Source organism: Ensifer sp. 22460 (assembly GCF_052044935.1).
Taxonomy (GTDB): Bacteria; Pseudomonadota; Alphaproteobacteria; order Rhizobiales; family Rhizobiaceae; genus Ensifer.
Genome location: NZ_JBQENZ010000026.1, coordinates 1 through 18895 on the forward strand (window position 1 = coordinate 1; position 18895 = coordinate 18895).

Annotated in this window: 16 protein-coding genes and 3 pseudogenes; 5 read left to right on the forward strand and 14 right to left on the reverse strand. The window is 59.5% G+C overall.

What is annotated here, in order from left to right; all coding sequences use genetic code 11:
• A partial coding sequence (locus ACTJKM_RS26930; protein WP_440661289.1) for an RrF2 family transcriptional regulator occupies positions 1–317 on the reverse strand: 317 nt, incomplete at its 3' end.
• 325 nt (positions 318–642) lie between these two features.
• Here ACTJKM_RS26930 and ACTJKM_RS26935 point away from each other — a divergent pair.
• Positions 643–1014 (forward strand): annotated as a pseudogene (locus tag ACTJKM_RS26935) (PAS domain-containing protein); the annotation flags it as partial.
• 305 nt (positions 1015–1319) lie between these two features.
• Here ACTJKM_RS26935 and ACTJKM_RS26940 read toward each other — a convergent pair.
• From ACTJKM_RS26940 to ACTJKM_RS26975, 8 genes are all read right to left on the reverse strand, one after another.
• A complete protein-coding gene (locus ACTJKM_RS26940; RefSeq protein ID WP_058330175.1) occupies positions 1320–1754 on the reverse strand; it encodes a pseudoazurin in 435 nt (144 codons plus the stop codon).
• A 67-nt stretch (positions 1755–1821) separates the two neighbouring features.
• Positions 1822–2814, reverse strand: coding sequence for an FAD:protein FMN transferase (locus tag ACTJKM_RS26945; RefSeq protein ID WP_058330176.1), 993 nt, complete (start codon positions 2812–2814; stop codon positions 1822–1824).
• Complete coding sequence (locus ACTJKM_RS26950) at positions 2807–3376, reverse strand: nitrous oxide reductase accessory protein NosL (RefSeq protein WP_058330177.1); 570 nt, start codon at positions 3374–3376, stop codon at positions 2807–2809. Before ACTJKM_RS26950 ends, ACTJKM_RS26945 begins: the two co-directional genes overlap by 8 nt.
• The gene (locus ACTJKM_RS26955; protein WP_058330178.1) at positions 3373–4200 is read right to left on the reverse strand and encodes an ABC transporter permease; all 828 of its coding nucleotides are present in this window, start codon (positions 4198–4200) and stop codon (positions 3373–3375) included. Before ACTJKM_RS26955 ends, ACTJKM_RS26950 begins: the two co-directional genes overlap by 4 nt.
• Positions 4197–5111 (reverse strand): ABC transporter ATP-binding protein, encoded by a 915-nt coding sequence (locus ACTJKM_RS26960; protein WP_058330179.1) that lies wholly within the window; start codon positions 5109–5111, stop codon positions 4197–4199. The genes ACTJKM_RS26955 and ACTJKM_RS26960 overlap by 4 nt, the downstream gene beginning before the upstream one ends.
• Positions 5108–6451, reverse strand: coding sequence for a nitrous oxide reductase family maturation protein NosD (locus ACTJKM_RS26965; RefSeq protein ID WP_245296317.1), 1344 nt, complete (start codon positions 6449–6451; stop codon positions 5108–5110). Before ACTJKM_RS26965 ends, ACTJKM_RS26960 begins: the two co-directional genes overlap by 4 nt.
• Positions 6452–6474: 23 nt before the next feature.
• Complete coding sequence (nosZ, locus tag ACTJKM_RS26970; protein ID WP_058330181.1) at positions 6475–8388, reverse strand: TAT-dependent nitrous-oxide reductase; 1914 nt, start codon at positions 8386–8388, stop codon at positions 6475–6477.
• A gap of 40 nt (positions 8389–8428) precedes the next feature.
• Positions 8429–10690: a NosR/NirI family protein gene (locus ACTJKM_RS26975; protein WP_058330182.1), complete on the reverse strand. Its 2262-nt coding sequence runs from the start codon at positions 10688–10690 to the stop codon at positions 8429–8431.
• A gap of 122 nt (positions 10691–10812) precedes the next feature.
• Here ACTJKM_RS26975 and ACTJKM_RS26980 point away from each other — a divergent pair, with 122 nt between their 5' ends.
• On the forward strand, positions 10813–11664 hold the full coding sequence (locus ACTJKM_RS26980; protein ID WP_058330183.1) for a ferritin-like domain-containing protein: 852 nt from the start codon (positions 10813–10815) through the stop codon (positions 11662–11664).
• Between the two features lie 451 nt (positions 11665–12115).
• Here the strand turns inward: ACTJKM_RS26980 and ACTJKM_RS26985 are convergent.
• The 3 genes and pseudogenes from ACTJKM_RS26985 to ACTJKM_RS26995 form a co-directional block, all read right to left on the reverse strand.
• Positions 12116–12433 (reverse strand): annotated as a pseudogene (locus tag ACTJKM_RS26985) (transposase); the annotation flags it as partial.
• An 84-nt stretch (positions 12434–12517) separates the two neighbouring features.
• Positions 12518–14035, reverse strand: a complete 1518-nt coding sequence (ltrA, locus tag ACTJKM_RS26990; RefSeq protein ID WP_440661291.1) for a group II intron reverse transcriptase/maturase — start codon at positions 14033–14035, stop codon at positions 12518–12520.
• Between the two features lie 612 nt (positions 14036–14647).
• A pseudogene (locus ACTJKM_RS26995) lies at positions 14648–15130 on the reverse strand (transposase); the annotation flags it as partial.
• A 223-nt stretch (positions 15131–15353) separates the two neighbouring features.
• On the opposite strand from ACTJKM_RS26995, the gene ACTJKM_RS27000 reads away from it, so the two are divergent.
• From ACTJKM_RS27000 to ACTJKM_RS27010, 3 genes are all read left to right on the forward strand, one after another.
• The gene (locus tag ACTJKM_RS27000) at positions 15354–15689 is read left to right on the forward strand and encodes a tautomerase family protein (RefSeq protein ID WP_440661292.1); all 336 of its coding nucleotides are present in this window, start codon (positions 15354–15356) and stop codon (positions 15687–15689) included.
• 140 nt (positions 15690–15829) lie between these two features.
• The gene (locus ACTJKM_RS27005) at positions 15830–16243 is read left to right on the forward strand and encodes a SyrB-like regulator (protein WP_334196999.1); all 414 of its coding nucleotides are present in this window, start codon (positions 15830–15832) and stop codon (positions 16241–16243) included.
• A gap of 111 nt (positions 16244–16354) precedes the next feature.
• Positions 16355–16996, forward strand: coding sequence for a hypothetical protein (locus tag ACTJKM_RS27010; RefSeq protein ID WP_440661293.1), 642 nt, complete (start codon positions 16355–16357; stop codon positions 16994–16996).
• Here the strand turns inward: ACTJKM_RS27010 and otnC are convergent.
• Together otnC and otnK are read right to left on the reverse strand one after the other, a co-directional pair.
• Positions 16971–17612, reverse strand: coding sequence for a 3-oxo-tetronate 4-phosphate decarboxylase (gene otnC, locus ACTJKM_RS27015; protein ID WP_440661295.1), 642 nt, complete (start codon positions 17610–17612; stop codon positions 16971–16973). The genes ACTJKM_RS27010 and otnC overlap by 26 nt on opposite strands.
• Positions 17609–18871, reverse strand: a complete 1263-nt coding sequence (gene otnK / locus ACTJKM_RS27020; protein WP_334198714.1) for a 3-oxo-tetronate kinase — start codon at positions 18869–18871, stop codon at positions 17609–17611. Before otnK ends, otnC begins: the two co-directional genes overlap by 4 nt.
• Positions 18872–18895: the final 24 nt, after the last annotated feature.

Consider the following 18895-nt stretch of genomic DNA (forward strand, 5'->3'; position numbering starts at 1 on the left):
TTGAGCTGACAGGCTGGCGAAATCACGCAGCTGTGCCCTCCTGCTTGCATGCATTCGGCCAGCGCGAACTCCTCCTCGGTCGCTCGCACCAGCGCGCCAACAGCGATCTCCTCCGGTGTCTTCGCGAGCCGGATGCCGCCCGCACGCCCGCGCGTCGTTTCGACGATTCCGAGGTCGCGCAAAGTCTGCGCCACCTTAAGGAGGTGGTTGCGTGAAAGCCCATAGGCTTGCGCCACGTCATTGACCGTGCATGTGCCGTTCCGTCGCGTCGCGGCGAAGATCAGCATGCGCAGGGCATAGTCGGTGTGGAGTGTCATTCGCATCGTCGCAGTGAATTCCATAAAGTGGTATTTTGTGGGCCACTTTACTGTGCTTGGTCGACGAGTGGAAGGGCGATTTAGTCGTCTGCCAGGAAGAGCCGCTGCGCAACCAATATTGATAGGAGGGGAGGGATGTTTGCGGCCTTCAACGGCTTTTCTATTCGGTCAAATTTCACTCTTTGCGATTGGTCTTTGCGTACGGGGTCCCGCTTTCTAACTTAATGAGTCATGGCGATGCGACCATTTGCGCATTGGTCAACTTTTCAATTGGCTGAAGCGTCGACGTTTTTCATCCGGTTGCCAAGGTGAATGGACAGGATCAGAAGGTTCTCTCTGGCAGCTTGTCGAGACACTGCCGACGATGACCGACTGTGCAGCGCCGAATGGCGAACCCGTCTACCGAAGCCAGCAGCTTCGCGAGTTTCTCGGCTACAATCTCGAAGAACTGGACGGCGGTGGAAAGTCACGACTGGACGGTACGCTCGGCGCCGGGGTCCACCCGCACGACCTGGCGGGGGCCAAGGAAAGATATGCCCATAGCCTTGCCACCGGGGAGCCGTACGGTCGCAAGCACCGGCTGGGGCGCTTTGATGGCGAGTATCGGTGGATCGAGACGCGAGCAGTCGCGATGCGCGACGAAAGAGCCACAATCGTCCAATGGAACGTCATCTGCCCGGACATCGGCGGGGAGGTCCCGACGCATGCGGCGCTGGCTTGAGGCGGATCCTAGAGCGAGCAAAAAAATCGGCCGAGCGCATCATGGCGGTTTTCGACAAATACACGCTCGCCGATCTCGTGGGCAAGCGTTAGGCGCTCGGCGAGCTTTTGGGCTTCGGGGGCATTCGTCACGGTGAAATTCGGCGATTGTTGATCGCCGGGCCTCAAAAGTAAGAGCGAGCCGATAGGGCGGTGAAGCGTGACACCAATGCAGCCGACCGTTCGGGAAAAGCTGGCGAGCTTTGCGACCTCGTCGCCCGCCGGCTTTCTCTTAGCGCCAGCCTAGAGCTGCGAAAGCGCCTTGTCGACCCGTTCCCGGGCCTTCTTCGGCAGTTTCCCGGATTTGACCGCATCGAGATTGGCTGGAGCGTCACCAACTACGACAACGGCGACCATTCCCATCGCTAGATGCGGCGTGCATTTGATCACATACGCGCCTGGCACCGTGAAGGTCTGTTTCAAAGTGTCGTTGATCTTGCTTTTGAAGGCTTCGGCCCCTTCGGGGATCAATCCCTTCATCGTTTCAGCGTTATGACCCTTGTCGGTGGGAACAAAAGTGATCGTGTCACCTGGCTGTACCTTCGTCAGCACAGGCTCGAATACCATCACCCCGTCAGGGCCCTTGTTCATCATATGAACCTCGAAGTCCGCAGCCGCAGCCGGAACTGCGATCACTGCAAACATCGTTGCCCCAGCCAGATTTTTCAGAAGGTGCATGGTCAAGTACTCCGTTGACGTTGGTAAATTGCGCTATGGAAAATGCGAGGACTGGCGTTTTGCGACCTCAGGCTCGCGTTTCGAATCGGCGATGGCCGCCGTCCGCCCGGACAAGATCAACCAGTACGTCTGATCTGCGGTCTATCGTCGATCGGATACTGGTCTCATGCATCAAGCTGAATGCCGTCGACAGAGCATCGGCGGTGGTCGCATCATCGGCGATGACGGTGACGCGCCTGTACAATGCAGCAGTGTCTCCGGTGCGCGGATCAAGGATATGGCTGAAACGCTGTGCCTCGTCGAAGTGGAAACCTATGCCACTGGAGGTCGCGACAGCCTTGTCGATCACGTCGAGAACGACGTCGGGTTCGTCGTCCTGTTGCTCCGCAAGGCCGATTCTCCACGGCGTTCCATCCATCCTCGAGCCGATAGCGCGATTTTCTCCCATGTCCACAAGACTGCTGGTTACCCCGGCGTCTCGCAGCAAGTCCACGATCCTGTCCGTGATGTAGCCTTGGGCGATGCCATTCAAGGTCAGTGCCATCTTCGGTCGGGTCAGGACGATGCGATCCCGATCGAACCTGATCCATCCGAAGCCAACCGCATCGAGCGTGTCCCTGATCGTTTCGGCTGATGGGCCGGAGGGGTCCGCCTCGGGCAGCGTGAAGTAGTCTCGGTATAGCGACCATAGTGGCTGTACAGTGGGATCGAACGCGCGGTCACTCATGTTCCAAAATTCTTGGCAGGAGCCAAGCAGGGCCACAAGGTCTTGCGGGGGCGCGACCAGAGCGCCGACCCTGTTCAACTCGGAAAGCGCGGTATCGTCACGATAGAGGCTGAACACGCGTTCCAGCCTTGTGACCTCGGCGACGGCTGCGTCGATCAATCGTTCGGCGCGCGCGCGGTCTTCGTGATTGAGGATCAGTGTCGCTGGCGCGCCGAGTGCCTGTCCCTTCCAGGTGACGGCGCTTGATGCCGCCTTCGCGGCAGTCAGGAGGGGCAAGCCGGCCGCTGCGGCGAAAATCGCGATGGCGCGGCGTCGAGTGTATCCTTTAGCCATGGTCGCGCCCTTCCACCTTTTCCTCGGCGTCGATGGGGCTGGTGGTCGTGGGTTCGACACCGCCTGCGCCCAGCACGTAGTCCTGCGGGACCTGGCCGAACGAGACGACGCGCCCGCCGTTCTCGGTGGAAAACTGCCGTGCCCCCTCCTCAGTGGAGAATGGCACAGCCTCTTCCGCCCCCATGCCGCCACGCAAGGAACTGCCGATGACGTAGAAAGCCTTGCGGGCGTCAATCCAGTTGTTTTCTCCGGGCTTCTCCCAGCTCGGTGCCTTGCTCATGTCGGAGACATAAATCGCCGCGATGTCCTTCGGCTCCTCCGGCAGCATGGTGAACGCCAAAGCGTCGCGAGCGGACGAAAACCAGATGGGTTCGGGAACTTGCGCGTCGAGAATGATCTGCCCCTTCGGCCCTGGGTGTTCGAGTACGTTCATTCCGCAGTATCTGCCTATCGCCTCGGACGTCAGCGCGTACGGTGCGGGCGGAGGAGCGTCTTGCTCTTTCTTGCAGTTTGCGAGCAGAAAAGCCGACAGGAGTGCTGCGGCCACCAAAGCGCGCCTCATAGCTCCCTCCTCGAAAATACCGCCGCGGCCAGCGCAAGCGGCACTGCGGTCCACGCAGCGAGCGCGCCGACCATCAATACGGCATTAAGCCCGGAATGCTCTGCGACGCCGCCCAGACCCGAAAGGGCGCTCGCCTCTCCCGAGCCGAGGTTCAGCATCCGGTAGGTGTCGGTCGGGTTGAATAGCAAAACCGCATCCAGTAGGCCTGACGGGATAGCATGCCCTCCCGCCGCGACCAGTGCCCCGAGCAAGGCCATGTCGTATATCAGGACAAAAAGCAGCCAGGTGCCGATAGCTATCCCGCCCGCCGTGCTCCGCTCGCTGACGATCGCACTGGCGAGGTATCCGATCGCGACGAATACCGCGCCCAAGAGCACCGACGATCCGATCATGTTGAGGAACGCCCACCAGCTGGCAGCGTCGATGTCGGCCCCCGTGATCGCGAGTGCCAGCGCGGCGGCACCATAGCCGCAGAGCGTCGCAAAGGAGAGGATGGCAATATGGCCGAGGAATTTGCCGAGAATGACCTGATTGCGTCCGATCGGATAGCTTAAAAGCAGCAGCATCGTTCCGCGCTCCATCTCGCCAACGATCGCGTCGTGCGAGAGTAGGAGCGCGATCAACGGCACGAGAAAGATGGTCAGGCTGGAAAGGCTGACGATGACCACGTCGAGCTGGTTGACCCCGACGTTGCCTGTTGGCGCGCTCCCCAGCGCGGTGAGGGTGAGCGCCAATGCCGCAAGGAGAAGGGTAGCCCCGAGCACCCATCGATTGCGCAAGCCTTCTCGGATTTCCTTGCGGGCGATGATAAGGATGTTCTTCATTCGACCACCTTCCGTCCGCCAAGAAAATGGGCATAGAGATCGTCCAATGTCGGCTCGACGAGTTGCAGTCCGGCAACCTCCGTGGGGTCCGCCGTGACTGCCCGAAGGAGCGAGACTTTGTCTTCCACCGCCACCTCGGTCTCGACGGTGTCGACGCCTGTGATCCTCCACGCGCCTGCGTTCCAGCTGGCTGTCGATTTACCGTTGGCAAGTTTGACACTCACGCGCGTGGGCAGGTGAGCCAAACCTCGCAAAGTGTCCAGCGATCCATCGGCGACCTTCACGCCTTCGTTGACGATCACCACGCGATCGGCACGGCCCTCGAGTTCTGTCAATGCGTGCGACGAAAGAAGGATCGTGGTTCCGGCCGAGCGCAGTCCGTCCAGGATGTCGTAGAACTGTCGACGAAGAGCTGGATCGAGACCGCTCGTAGGTTCGTCCAGAAGCAGGACCCGCGGATGGCCAAGCAGCGCTTGCGCCAGTCCCAGTCTCTGCCGCATGCCCTTTGAATAGGTCCGAACCGGACGGTCAGCCGCAGCCGGAGCTAGACCAACCCGCTCCAGAAGCGCAGGCACCGAGGAGACCTCGACGCGCTTGAGGCGCGCGTAGAAGGCAAGCGTTTCCCGTCCCGTCAGGGCCATATGGAAAGACACGCTCTCAGGCAGATAGCCGAGTCGCCTGCGAACCTCGAAATCGCCCTTAGCCGGGTCCTCGCCAAGAACAAGCACGGTGCCGGTCGAAGGGCGGATCAGTCCAAGCATGAGTTTGATCAGTGTCGTCTTACCGGCTCCGTTGTGGCCGACGAGCGCGACGGTCTCCCCTTTGTTGAGCTCGAACGTAACATCCTTGACCGCCACGACGCTGCCATAACGCTTTCCGATCCCTGATATCGCTACCGTCGCGGTACTCATTGCGCCGGCCCCCCTCGGGTGGGGGGTGCCATTAGGGGATGGCTGTCAACGACACCACCTGGCAGCAGGGCCGGAAATTGAGCCTGAGCCCAGCGGATGACCTGGACTGCGGGACTGGTGGCCAGCACCTTAGCCTGGGGAGCTGTCCACATCACTTTGTCCATGACATCGTTTGGACGGTAGGCGTTGTCGCCGAGCCCGTCGCCATCGAGATCGAAGGCCGGATTGTCGCTCCAGTAATTGCCGCGGCCGTCCACCGACCAATCGAGATACCGAGTTCCTACATATTTGACCTGATTGCGGTTGTTGATGAAGGCGTTTCCGCTTATCGAATTGCCCTCCGAGCCGGCTGTGAAGTGAACGCCAATCGAGCACCCGTCGAACCTGTTGCCCTTCAGGCGGTTCTTGTTGGCGTTGTAAATGAAGACGCACTTCTCCGGGCCTAATCGCTCGCCCAAGGGGCTTGCGTCCGGGTTCACCGAGCTGTCATCGGAAGGCATTTTGTCAGCGGGGTCGCGGTTCCCGGCCGTTGTCCATCGGCTCTGGGGCTGCATCCGCCCAATGACGGTGTTCCCCTCTATTTGCGATCCGTTGGCGAAATTCAGCACGAGGCCATGATCGCGGTCGCCGTCAGACACGTTGCCAACGACTTTCAGCTTGTTGGAGAACATAAGCGCATAGCCGACAGCGTTTCCTATCGACGTGTTGCCGCTGATCTCGCTGTTGTTGGTGTACATGTAATGGATCGCGAAACGCACGTCGTGGAACTTATTGCCACTGAACACATTGCGTTTGCTCGCGATGGTGAAGATGCCATCGCGGCCGAAGCTGACGTCGTTATCCACGATCTTGGCACCCGGCGCGTTCCACACTGCAATCCCGTTGCCCAATTCGCTCATGTGGCCCTTCTTCAGGCCGATGACTGTGTTGTTGCGGATCAAGGAATCGGCGGCCCCGTGGACGTAGATGCCGTAGAGATTCCCGATGACCCTGTTGAGTTCGATAAGCGCGCCTTTTGCGTTCTCGGTGGCGAACACGCCCGAGTCCATGCCTTCGAGGTTCGTGCCCGAACCGCCAATTTCAAGGCCACGGAGTGTTACGCCAGGTGCGTCAATGGTGACGACGGTGCCTTTCCCGTTGCCCATGATCGCAGCGCCAGGTTGCCCTTCCAGCGTCAGGGAATTGGCGATCTTCACGGGACCCTTGTGCTTGCCGGGCAGCAGGGTGATGCGGTCCCCTGGCGATGCTGCCTCGATGATCGCTGCCAGGTTGTCGGCAAACGTGACTGTCCGCTCAGCGGCCCCGGCGGGGATGGCGACGGCGACCCAGATGGCCACCATCGCTATGATCCTCACGCGCATCATCACACCGACTTCGGTTCGACCATCATGCGGCCTTTCATTTCCATGTGCATCGCATGGCAGAACCATGTGCAATAGTACCAGTAGACCCCGGGCTTGGAGGCCTTGAAGGTCACCGACGCCGTCGCCAGCGGCCCGATCTCCATGTTGATGCCGTAGTTGACGATGCAAAAGCCGTGCGTCAGATCCTCGACCTCGTCGATGTTGGTGACGTAGACGGTCACCTCGTCGCCCTGCTTGACGGTGAACGACTCAAGCCCGAAGGCGGGAGCCGCGGACGTCATGTAAACGCGCACCTTGTCGCCATCGCGCTTGATTTCGGAATCCACCATGAGGTCGATGTTGTCCTTTTTGGCCTGCGCGACGGCGTCTGCGAAGAAGGGGTCCTCGCGGTTCCACACGTGCACCGGATTGATCTTGGACGCATGCACGATCGTCGCGTCGTGGGGCTCGGCGAAGGTCGGGTTGTCGTGGACCAACACCATTTCATCGCCTGAGATGTCGATCAGCTGGTCGCTCTCCGGCTTCAGTGGGCCGGCGTTGAGGTAGCGGTCCTTCGAGAATTTGTTGAGCGAGATAAGCCACTTGCCGTCGGCCTCCTTGGTCTGGCCCATCGAGGAGTGGTTGTGTCCCGGCTGGTAGTGGACATCCAGCTTCTGTCGGATCGGATTGACTTTCTCGCCTTTGAATGCCCGAATGGCGTCCTCGATGTTCCACTTGCACACCTGGCTGTCGAGGAACAGCGTGGTGTAGGCGTTCCCTCTCCCATCGTAGGCCGTGTGCAATGGCCCAAGCCCAAGTTCAGTTTCGGCGACGACGGTGTCGCGCGGCTCGATCTTGTCGTCGAATAGGTCGTCGAACTTGCGCACGTCGAACACCGTGACGGTCGGTGAAAGCTTGCCGTTGGCTACGAAGTGGATGCCGTCCGGGGCCGTGTTTATACCGTGGGGACTGTTCGGGACCGGAATGTAGCGGGTGTACTTCGAGCCGTGGGAGCCATCGATGACGGGAACGCCGCCGATTTCTTTATAGTCACCGTTGGCGACCGCTTCTTCGATGCGTTTGAGGTTGAACACGACGACCCAGTCCAAGTCCTTGCTCATCATCTGCTCGAGAGTTACTCCCTCCTCCGAATTGTAGCAGGTCGAATAGCAGTACTTGCCCTGGTAATCCGCATCGACGTTGTCGAGGTTGCCATCGACCATGACCTGCCAGGCGACTTTCATTGTCTCACCGTCGACTGCGGTGAAGATGGATTGGTACTGCTTTGGATCGTCCAGGACCTTGCCGTCGTTGGGGATCGGCACACCGTCTTCTCCATTGCAGAACACGTAGCCTGTCTTGGGGAACTTCTGGACGCGCAGCCCGTGCACGGTATGCTGGTTTGGAAGCTCGATGACCTTGTCGCACTTCATGACATCAAGCCGGATACGGCAGACCCGCGTGTTGGACTTGTCGTTGGCGAAGAGATAGCGGCCGTCGTAGGTGCCGTCCGTGAAGGACGGGTGTGGGTGGTGAAGGTCACCGTTCTGGTAGACACCGCCGCGGTCTTTGAGAAACTCCACTGTCTCCGGCCGCATGTTTTCCGTGAGGACCTTCAGGCTCTCGTTCGTTTGCCCCCATCCTGTGGCGCTGCAACGGTTGAACACCGGAATGCGCATGATTTCGCGCATCGACGGAACGCCGACGATGCGGACTTCGCCCGACTGGCCGCTCGAAAAGAAAGTGTAGTATTCGTCCAGCTCGCCGGGGCGGACCTCCCATTTCGACGGTTCCTGGGCCATCGCTTGAGACGCCCCGCCTGAAAGGCCCAACGCACCGCTAGCCGTCGCTGCTCCCGCGGCCGCAGCCACGGCAGTGGTGCCCAGTAGTTGACGTCTGTTGAAAAGTGGCAGCTTGTTGTCTTCATTCGACATGATATTGCCTCCTGAGATGCGACTAGCATTTGTCGCGTGCCTATTTCGAACTGGTGACCGGCTCTCCGTTATGCGTGACGAGCGTCTTTGGCGGTTTCTTTTCTCCCCTCGATTCCGGGGTCGAAAGCGCCATGAACTTTTCGCGTTTCAGCCGCACCTGGATCATGTGCGGACAGCGCTGGTCGTCATGGTAGAGCTCCTGGCAATGCATGCAGTAGATGCACTCGTTGACGTTGATGGGACCTTCCGGATGAATCGCCTGAACCGGGCACTCCTTGGCGCAACGCTGACAGGGGGAGCCGCATTCGGACCAGCGCTTCAACCATTCGAACGTGCGCATACGGCCGGGAATGGCAAGCGCTGCCCCAAGTGGGCAGAGATAACGGCAGTAAAACCGCTCGATGAAGAGGCTGGCTGCCAAGAGTGCCAAGGCGAAGACCACGAACGGCCAGTCACGGATGAATTTAAGGATGATCGCGGTCTTGAACGGCTCGACCTCGGACAGCATTTCCGCATAGGCCATCGAATAGAACGACATACCGAAAAGCCCGAGGAAGACGATGTATTTGATTGGCCAAAGGCGCTCGTGAAGTCCCCAGGGAATGGTTACCTGAGGCACCTTCAATCGTTTGGCCACAATGCTCAGCAGTTCCTGCAACGCGCCGAACGGGCAAAGCCATCCGCAGAACGGACCGCGCCCCCAGAATAGTAGGCCGGCTGCCACTGCGGCCCAAAGGATGAATATCAACGGTGCAGCCAGGAAGAACTCCCAACTGAAATTGGTGACCAGCGCGTTCGTGAACGTGAGGACGTTAACGACCGACAGCTGTGCGTTGGCATACCAACCAAGCCAGACGAGGGTGAAAACCAGATATCCGGTACGAAGCCCGCCGAATAATCTGGGCCTTTTGACCAGCCAGTCCTGGAAGAAGAATATCGCCGTCAGGAAGAGGAGCGCTGCGACGGTGATCGCGATCTCGACGCTGTTCATGTCCCACATGCGCTTCCACAACGGCTGTTCGTCTGGCGTCAACTTCGGATCGCTCGCCTGGGGGGCCGCGACTTGCGATGTCTGGGCCGGCCCCGTCGGCACCTCCGCTTTGGTGACGGTGTAGAAGCTGGAGGGAAGCGAGTAACCGATCGTAAACGGGATAACTGATTTGTCCCGCGCGCCCGTGCTGCTGCGTTGCACGAGCAGTTCCAGCTCCCAAGGCTCGGTCACATCGAAGGCGAATTCCAGCGGCGCCACGAACAGCGCGATCTCCCTCAGGCGAGGAGCGTCCGACGGGGCGAGAGCAGCGATCCTCGTATGGTCGCGATCGCGAAACCGCAGTCCCTGTCCGTCCTGAAGCAACTCGATGCGGTCGAAAATACCGCCCCGGACGTATCCGGAGCCTTTGAAGGAGTATGCGCCGTCCCCGGCCACCAGGATCGCGGACTGGCCCGGCTTGAGCTTGCCGGCGAGACGCTGATATGCGACGTCGCCAAGGAGGGTTTTGCCGATCACGGGCACGCTCACCGGGGCGATATACAGATCGATGAAACGGTCTTTGGGGTTTGCGGTTTCCGGGTGCGAGGCCGCCTCCGAATGTCCGGCCTCTTGAAAAGCCTTCGAAACCTCGTCAACTGTCAGCCGCAGGCTCCTGACCGAGCCGTCTCCGAGGAGGGTTTGCCAGTCACTCGCTTGGTCTTTCGAAAGGTCGAGTTTTTTGACGTCCGGGGTCTGCTGAACGCCGACTGACTGGCCTCCACCCAAGCGGTTGCTCCTGATGAGGCTGACGGCCGAGCGAATGACGCTGTCGCCCATAACGAGAACCGTGACGGTCGCCCCGCTGACGATGTCGACTTCCGGCGGGCGCTCTGCTCCGGATGCGACCCTTCCAAGGTCTTTGCCGATAATCGAGTTCAAGGACGCGACGACTTTGGCCTGAGGAATCCCCACAAGCACGATCGGCTCGTGGTGTTCTATGAGCTTGAAGCCCTTGATGGTGCCGGACGGATCGATGCCAACCGCGATGTGAATGGGCTTGCCGGAATAGCCGACCGAACTTGTGAAATCGGAATTGAGGTAGACATACCCAAGCAGGTCCGCACCTCGAAAGACGGGCGCGATGGGTGGGTCGCCCACGACGTCGCCGAAGCGGTTGGCACCTTCGAAAAGCTCGCCTGGCTGGACTCTTTCAAGAAAAGTGGGAAGCTGTCCCGCCAACGCCGCGGTTCCGAACGAAAGCCCGACATACGCAACTGCAAGCACTAGCACGCTTGCAAACGAAGGCAGTCGAACTTTCTTGGAAAAGCTCATTGCGCTGGCCTTGGCGTGGGGGTCCCAAGACCAGAATGTACCGAACCGTGACCGAAGACAACTCTTCGTTGGAAAAACGTACGCGTCTCCTGCAATGGAAAGACTGAATGGAGTGTGTTGGTATGTCGTCAAAGACCTCCGATCCTTGGCAACTGGCGTCATTGGACGAGCTGTTGGCGCTCGCGGGTGCCATGGAACAGGAAGCGATAGACGGTTACGTCGCCCTCAGTCTTAGGATGAAGGACATGGGGCGCCCCGAGCTTGCGGCGGTGTTCGACGCGTTGGTCGCCGAGGAGCGGGGGCACTTGAGCAAAGTGGGTGAATGGGAGAACGCGCTTGGACACAAAACGCGCTCGGTCCCCACATATCCTCCGGAGCATTTGTTCGACGACGAGGGAGCGGGGAAAGTGGCTGCCGAGATGCTCACCGCCTACCGCGCTTTCTCGATTGCCGTTCGCAACGAGGAACGCGCGTTCGTGTTCTGGTCCTATGTTTCGGCCCATGCCAGGTCGCAGCACATTAGAGACGCGGCCGAACGTATGGCCCGCGAGGAGCTCGGTCATGTTACCACATTGAGGCGCGAGCGACGGCGTGCATTTCATCAGGAACGAGGCCAGCTACTTGCGCTCGACAAAGGCGATTTGCCGCTCCTCGAGCAGAGGTTGTCGAACCTCTTCAAATCGATGGCGGAACTATCGACGGCGGGCGGAGGCGACGACCTACTGGCTCGTTCAAATGAAGCCGACCTGAGGTCGAAATCGATGCTGGGACACCCGTTTTTGACTACTGCGCGTCCGGAGAGGGCGACACAAAAGGCCGTCGAAAGTGCGCTGCCGCTCTGTGAATTCCTGGCAGACTGCTATCTCGACATCGGAGATCGCGCGGCCAATGAGGAGGATGCTGATAGGGCCCGCGAGTTCGCCTCCCAGGTCATTCACTGTCTTCGGGCGCTTCGTCGCCTACCCTCGAATTGATCGCAAGCCATCGTACTAGTCCATCTCAGCATCTAGCCATGGCGGAGACGACGCGGTCAATTTCCTTCGGGGCGCCGAGCTGCATCAGAATGAACGTCGAGCCGATCGTGCTCCAGATTACCGCATACGGTATCGTGTTTGTTTCCGATTTGTGCGCCCAGGATCGCATAATGTATCGTCCGGAACTGGGGCACGTTTGCGCCGCCACCAGTAAACCTGCGGGTCGCAATCGAGGAGCAGATGAGCCTTTCAGGCCGCGGCACTGGACGTGGGGGTGAGCCTCTGCTCGCGGCAGAAGCTCTGGGGCCGGAGCACCACAAGGGTTGTGCTGCAGTCGCATCCTCGATGCTGCACCGGAACGATCGACGCATATCTCGTCCATTCGGGGCCAAGCCGACCCCCTCGAGGGCGGGATCGGTGCGGTGATCGTCACTCGCCTGGTGTAAGCGTTCGATACGACCCGCCTGCCGCTCTTTCCAGCATGCGCCAGCACGTTCCTCATGAAGTGAACCCGGCACCTTTGCCAGGTGGCATTGAGAACCTTCGTGACGGCAGCTTTGAGACCTTCATGCGCATCGGAGACGACAAGCTTCACGCCGCGCAATCCCCGGCGTGTCAGCCTGCGCAGGAACTCTGTCCAGATCGGTTCCGCCTCGGATGTGCCGACTTCCATACCCAGGACCTCGCGCCGGCCATCGCTGTTGACGCCGACGGCGATGATGACAGCAACAGAGACAACTCGTCCGCCGCGCCGGACTTTGAGGTAGGTCGGATGAGTAGGCGATACGCGCCTTACCGCATCACGGCGGCAGGTTTCGCATCGCCTCTCGCCGAACCGGACGTGCGCCTTTCGTTACGCATCCGGCTCTCCAGAAGACATGGCAAAGTCAGGCATGTCCATCCACGCGAGACGGTATCGCTCGACAGGTGTCCAGCCGAGCACGTGTTGCTCAACGGACCCTTCCTTCCAAACCCGTCTCGTCGCCCGGCGTCTGCTTGGCTGTTTTGAGCCCCACAGTTCGCTCGGTGTTGCCTTTGGACGTTTCTTATGTAGCCAGCGGTACAGACGTAGGCCAATGTACCAGTCGAGAGCGACAAATACGCGGCCGGCACCTACACAGTAGCGATAATAATTCGCCCATCCGCTTGTGATGGCATTCACCCCTCGAAGCTTTTCGCCAAGACTGACGGATATGCTATCACGTTGCGTCAGTTGCTTGACTTTGTGACGCAGGTTCGCGGCCGTTGCCTTGGGTATTTCAACGCGCGGGCCGTAGCCATAGCGTTTATCCCAATGCACACTGAAGCGGAATCCGAGAAACTCGAAGCCCTCTGTCATGGCCGTAACCTTCGTCTTTTCCGGCGACAGCGTCAGTCCGGTTGTCTTGATCAGGTAGTCGGCCAGAGCAGATTTCTCTGCCATTGCCTCCTCCAACGATCCGGACACCAGAACCACGAAGTCGTCGGCGTAGCGCACCGGCAGATAAACACAGCGTCCTGCTATACGATCGCTGTCCCGGGCGCTCGCCGCTGCCGCCACCCCGTTGCTTTTGCGACGGGCTTGGGTCTTTTTGCGGTGATAGGTCCACCTTTCATACCGCTCCTCGATCGCGCTAAGGGCGATGTTTGCGAGCAAAGGTGAGATGATCCCGCCCTGAGGGGTACCGGCGTCCGTCCGGAGGAACTGATCCTCAGTCAAAACACCGGCCTTGAGGAATAATCCGACCAATCGCACCACTCGTCGATCACCGATGCGCTTGCGCATCCGCTCGAGCAGGTGATGATGATTGATATTGTCGAAGCATCCTTTGATGTCCCCCTCAATAACCCAAGGATATGGCAACCGGTTTCGCCGAGTGTCCTTGTCCCGCTTCTGCGGCAAGGCTGCCCGACGAATGTACTCCAAGGCGCCGTGGGTGTTTCTGCCGGGTCGAAACCCATAAGAGACATGCCAGAATTGCGCCTCGAAGATCGGCTCCAAAAGGATTTTGGCCGCGCCTTGTACGACGCGGTCTCTGATGGTGGGGATGCCCAAGGGTCGGAATTGCCCCGGTTTCCCGGCCTTTGGAATGAGCTTGCGTCTGGCCGGACTTGGCCGATATGCACCACTGCGCAGATCAGCTTGAAGATCGACCAGGAAGCGATGTTCACTCCTGTTTCGGATACGTCCCACCGTCATCCCGTCAACCCCGGCCGTGCGTCCACCTTTGTTGGAGGCAACGCGCTGCCAGGCGTGCCGCAGCACCCTGAGGTCGGTCAACCAACCCCACATGTCGCGCCACTGGTCGTCGGGATTAGCCTTACTCCACTGATAGAGTTTGCGTTGAATGCCGAGTACCCAGACCTTATCGGTCCGATGATCCGTGTCCACAGATCACTCCTCCGTCTTTACAAGCCTATCGTCTTCCTGCTTCCCTTCGCCCTGTGCGTGGCTTTCCCACACTCCGACTACTACGAAAGCTCCGCCCTTGGGGTTGTCCATGTCTGGCCGTCGCAGCGAGCCCGGCTTCCAACCGGGCAGACAATCCAAGTTCCCGTGTTCCGACTTTCAACCTTCTGCCTTTAGGCGGTGAGCTCTACCCCGTGCAATGCGGGAGATGGGGCATAGGAGCCAGTCCCATCTCGGGTCTCTTCGAGAACCCAGCAGTAAGGATCGACGAGCCTTACCGCCTCTGATCGCTCTTCGTGCTCCCACGCCATCACGCTAATGGGAGCGATATATGTGTTTCGAGGCTTCTGACGTTCACTTCGTTATCTCGCCATGGGCATTGCGGTAGCCCGGCCTGCGGTTGATGGCCCGCATCCGGTACATTTAAGGCCGATCTGCTCATGCAACCCAACCGGCGACGCGCGGTCAGGCTTCTCGGCCCCCTTCAATCCATTGCTCCTGTAAATCGGGCGGCATCTCAGCCGCCGGTCAAAAATCGGCAAGCTTGAGAGGTCACGCTAACTCATGCGCACCTCCCGCGCCGCACGGCGCACCGTCGACCCACACGTATGGCCACTCGCCTTCAATCGGCCTATCGAGGAATGCCTTCACCTTGACGTCGATCTCTTCGCACAGGCGGCTCACCTGGCTCTTGGAGATGCCGCTCATCCCCATGGCTTTGACCAGATCGTCGACAGAACGCGTTGATATCCCTTGGATATACGCCTCCTGAATGACCGCCGTCAGGGCCTTTTCCGCCATGCGACGTGGCTCGAGAAAGCTCGGGAAATAGCTCCCCTTGCGCAGCTTCGGAATGCGAAGCTCAACCGTTCCGGCCCGCGTCTCCCAATCCCGATCACGGTAACCGTTGCGTTGCGCAAGGCGCATCGGATTCTTCTCGCCGAAGTCAGCACCCGTGGCTGAGCCGACCTCCAGCTCCATCAGTCGTTCGGCCGCAAAGCCGATCATCTCGCGCAACAAATCTGCATCCGCGCTCTTCTCAACAAGCGAGCGCACGTTCATCATGTCATTGGTCATCAGTGGTCTTTCCGTCAGGTTGGTCTTGAACAACCCGACCCTATCGGAAAACACTGATGGCCGCCCGCAAAGCCGATCACCCGCTACAGCGCTATGAAAAGCGCGCGGGCGCTCGGCTTTGCTACCTCCCGCCACCTACACCACGTCCCGGGACACGATCGCGTCATACTCAAGGTCGTTTCTGTCCGCATCAGTGCACTCGCTACCAACGAATGGAATGGAAATGCCGCACATAGCCGTAAAGATGTTCCCTGGCCGCACCGAGGAGCAGAAGCAGGAATTCGCCGCGAAAGTAGTCGAAGCCGCGAAAACCATCTTAGGTTCAAGCGATGCTTCCCTTTCCGTTTCCATCTCCGAAGTGGGACCGGCGGTGTGGGATGCAAGAGTTTACGATCCTGAAATCGCGGCCAACGAGAGCATGCTCTACAAGAGACCGGTTACGGAGCTCTGGCACAGTCGTAGTGGTAGACCGAGCAAGGGCTCTGATCAGTGGAGCCCGCCAACGCCTGTACAGCGTTTTTGGATGGAGAAGGGCTCCCGTACAAAACCCATTCGCTGAGTTCACGCCTCTGCGAAAGTCTCAAGCTGCCGAAAAGCGGCGCCGTCTTTTGACAGCCGGGTTGTTGCGGACCGGAGAGTCTCATTGACTCTGCCCTTTCCGCGTTGGAAATAAGCCTGATAGTTGCAGAGGGAACAGCCATGGCAGACGACAACAATATCGAGACCGTCGAGACGACGACCACCCCGGCGGAAATTGCGCCGCCGAAAAAGCGCCGGGGCCCGAAGCCGAAGAACGTCGCTGCGGGAGCGACCGCCGAAGCCCCAAAGGAAGATGGTGTCAAGACGGGAAGGGGACGCCGGAAGAATTCCGCGACGTCGGCCGAAGGCGTGACCACTGTCGTGGCCGGCGGCAAGACCTCGGCAAAGAACAGCGCCAAGGGCGCCGGAAAGACCCGAGCGCCGAAGCAAACCACCGCAGCGGCAGCTCCGGTCCTTGACGACATCGCGGACCTGCTTCAGCTCGAAGAAGAGAATGCACGACTCCGTAAGGCGCTGGCCGAAAAGCTGCGGGCCGAGAACGCGGACCTGCGCAAGCGGCTCGGTCTTTCCTGATCGTTTTCGGTGATGGCCGATCGGTCTGCGCGATCGGCCTCCTCCTACATTTTGGTGGCTTACGGTCCTAGCAATGGGTGCCGACGCCATCGCGTGAGATGAGGGCGCACGATGAAGTCACCCTGGAAATACCTGGCCGGTTTGACGTCTTTTGGCCGGACGATCAAGGAGCCTGCGAGCCCGCCGGAAGCCGAAACGTCGAAGCCGGACGAACCATCGTTCGCTCCGGAAGAGGGCATTCCGGCACCCTTGGATCGGAGCGACGACGGTGCAGGCGCGACGGTTGACGGGCCGGACACGTCGGCTGACCCAACCGGTAACCTCGTTGTCCCGGCCGAAATAGTCGAGCTGGTGTCCGTGGCCATTACGGTCGATTCGCCGCGCGCCGACGAACACGCGTCAGAACGCGGACAATCGGCGAAACCGAGAAAAGTGCAGCGGCGCGTCACGAAGCCAAACGCCAGGCCAGTTGCTGTTAAAGCGATTCAGCCGAAGGAAGCGCCCGTCGTCGGGCGGCCGCCGCCGGCGTTGTTCGACGAAGTTGCTGCTCTGGATGAATGGATGGACTCTTCCGGGAGAGTTCCCACCGTCGTTGAAGTTGCGCTGCTGGCGTTGTTGATCCGGAAGTCAATTGGCCCGAGATCACGTTCAATCTCGTTAAACTCCGATCCTGGCTCGAAAGATGAAGCGACAACATTATGGCCGTCGCCTTTGAAAAGCGGAGGGGCTAATACGCGCCGAAAACGGACTTGAGCTCAACCACGTTTTCATCCGACAACATCCGCGTTGGCAGGCCACGCAGCATAAGGAGCAGTTTCGCGGTTTCTTCCAGTTCTTCCGCCGCATAGACGGCCGAGGAAATATCTTTGCCGGTGACGACCGGGCCGTGATTTGCGAGAAGCACTGCAGCATATTTCCCCCCGAGCGCCCGGATCAAATCTCCCGCCTTCTCATCTCCCGGCCGCACGTATTCCAAGAGTTTGACCTGGCCCACGCGCATCACAACATATGGGGTGAGCGGCGGGATGCAATCGTCAGGGTCGATGTCGGTGAAACAGGAGAGCGCGGTTGCATAGGTTGAATGAAGATGAACCACCGCTCCGGTCTGGGGCCGCGTTTCATAAAATGCCTTGTGCAGAAAAATTTCCTTGGATGGTCTGTCCCCTGACAGGTGCCGACCATCACGCGTGACTTTGCTGATCTTGGCGGAATCTAGAAAGCCAAGACAGGAGTTCGTGGGTGTCATGAGGATGACGTCATCAACGGCCGCGCTGATGTTGCCTGCGGAACCGACCGAGAAACCACGTTCATAGAGCGACCGCGATAAGCGTACGATATCCTCGCGGATTCTGTTTTCCGAGCTACTCAATTTGCTTTCAACCTTTCCAGCGCTTTGACGAAGAAATCGGCAGAGCCGAAGTTGCCTGACTTCAGGGCAAGAGCGATCGGCTTGTCGCCATCGGAAAGGAGGACTGGCACGCCTGGATCAATTTCCTGCCCAATCGTCAGCGCGCCAAGATCCAGAGCTGATACGACTGCGCCAGACGTTTCGCCGCCAGCAACGACCAACCGTGTCACGCCCGATTGAATCAGCTTGAGGGCTGTGTCGGCGAAGAGGGCGTCGAGCTTGGCTGCGACTTTGTCGCGACCATACTTCGCCTGAATGGCCTTGACTTCTTCAGGTGTACCGGAGGAGTAGGCAAGCGGGGCCTGGCCGTGATTGCCCGTTATAAATTCTACGACGTGGTCGGAGGTGGTTTCGCCGCTCATCACCTTGTCGACGTCGATGGCTAGCGTCGGGTGGTTTTGCTTGTGGACATCGATCTGGCTGCGGGTCGCACCAGAGCAGCTTCCCGCCAGGATCGCGTCCGGCCCGTCTGTTCCGATCAACCTGCCTGAGTTTCCTGAAGCTTGGCCGCGCCGAATGAAGTTCTCAGCAAGACCAATCGCTATGCCAGACCCGCCTGTTACCAGCTTATGGTCGGCAATCGCCGACCCGATTGTGATCAGATCCTGATCGGATGTCGCATCGACGATTACCAACGTGTCATCCTTCGCGGCAAGCGCAGCGGCGACTTCCTCGGCACCCTTGCGAACCGTATCAAGCGCGACATGCCCAACGGACGATCGGGTCTGGTATCGCAGCCATCGGCGAATGTCGGGATCCGTCATGGGTGTAAGCGGATGGTTCTGCATTCCGGATTCACACAGGAGCCGGTCATGGACGAACAGGTGCGCCATGTAGACGGTGCGGCCAGCACCTGGGAACGCCGGGCATGCGACGACGCTTTTCACATCGAGTGCGGCCGCAAGCGCTTCGCCCACGGGTCCAATGTTGCCGTCACGGGTGGAATCGAATGTCGAGCAGTATTTGAAGACGATCTGCCGGCAGCCTTGGGCCAGAAGCCAGTTCAAGGCGTCAAGGGATTGCGCTACCGCCTCCTCGACTGGAATAGTTCGGCTTTTGAGGGCAACCACACCCGCCTCAACGTCGGCAGATGCAGCGGTTTTCGGTACGCCGAGAAACTGGGCGGTGCGCAGTCCACCGTTAGGCGCCACGCCCTTTGCAATTGTGTTTGCAATATCGCTTGCGCCGGTAAAATCGTCGGCGATCACTCCTAAAAGCACTACTTTTCCTTTCTTCGCGGATAC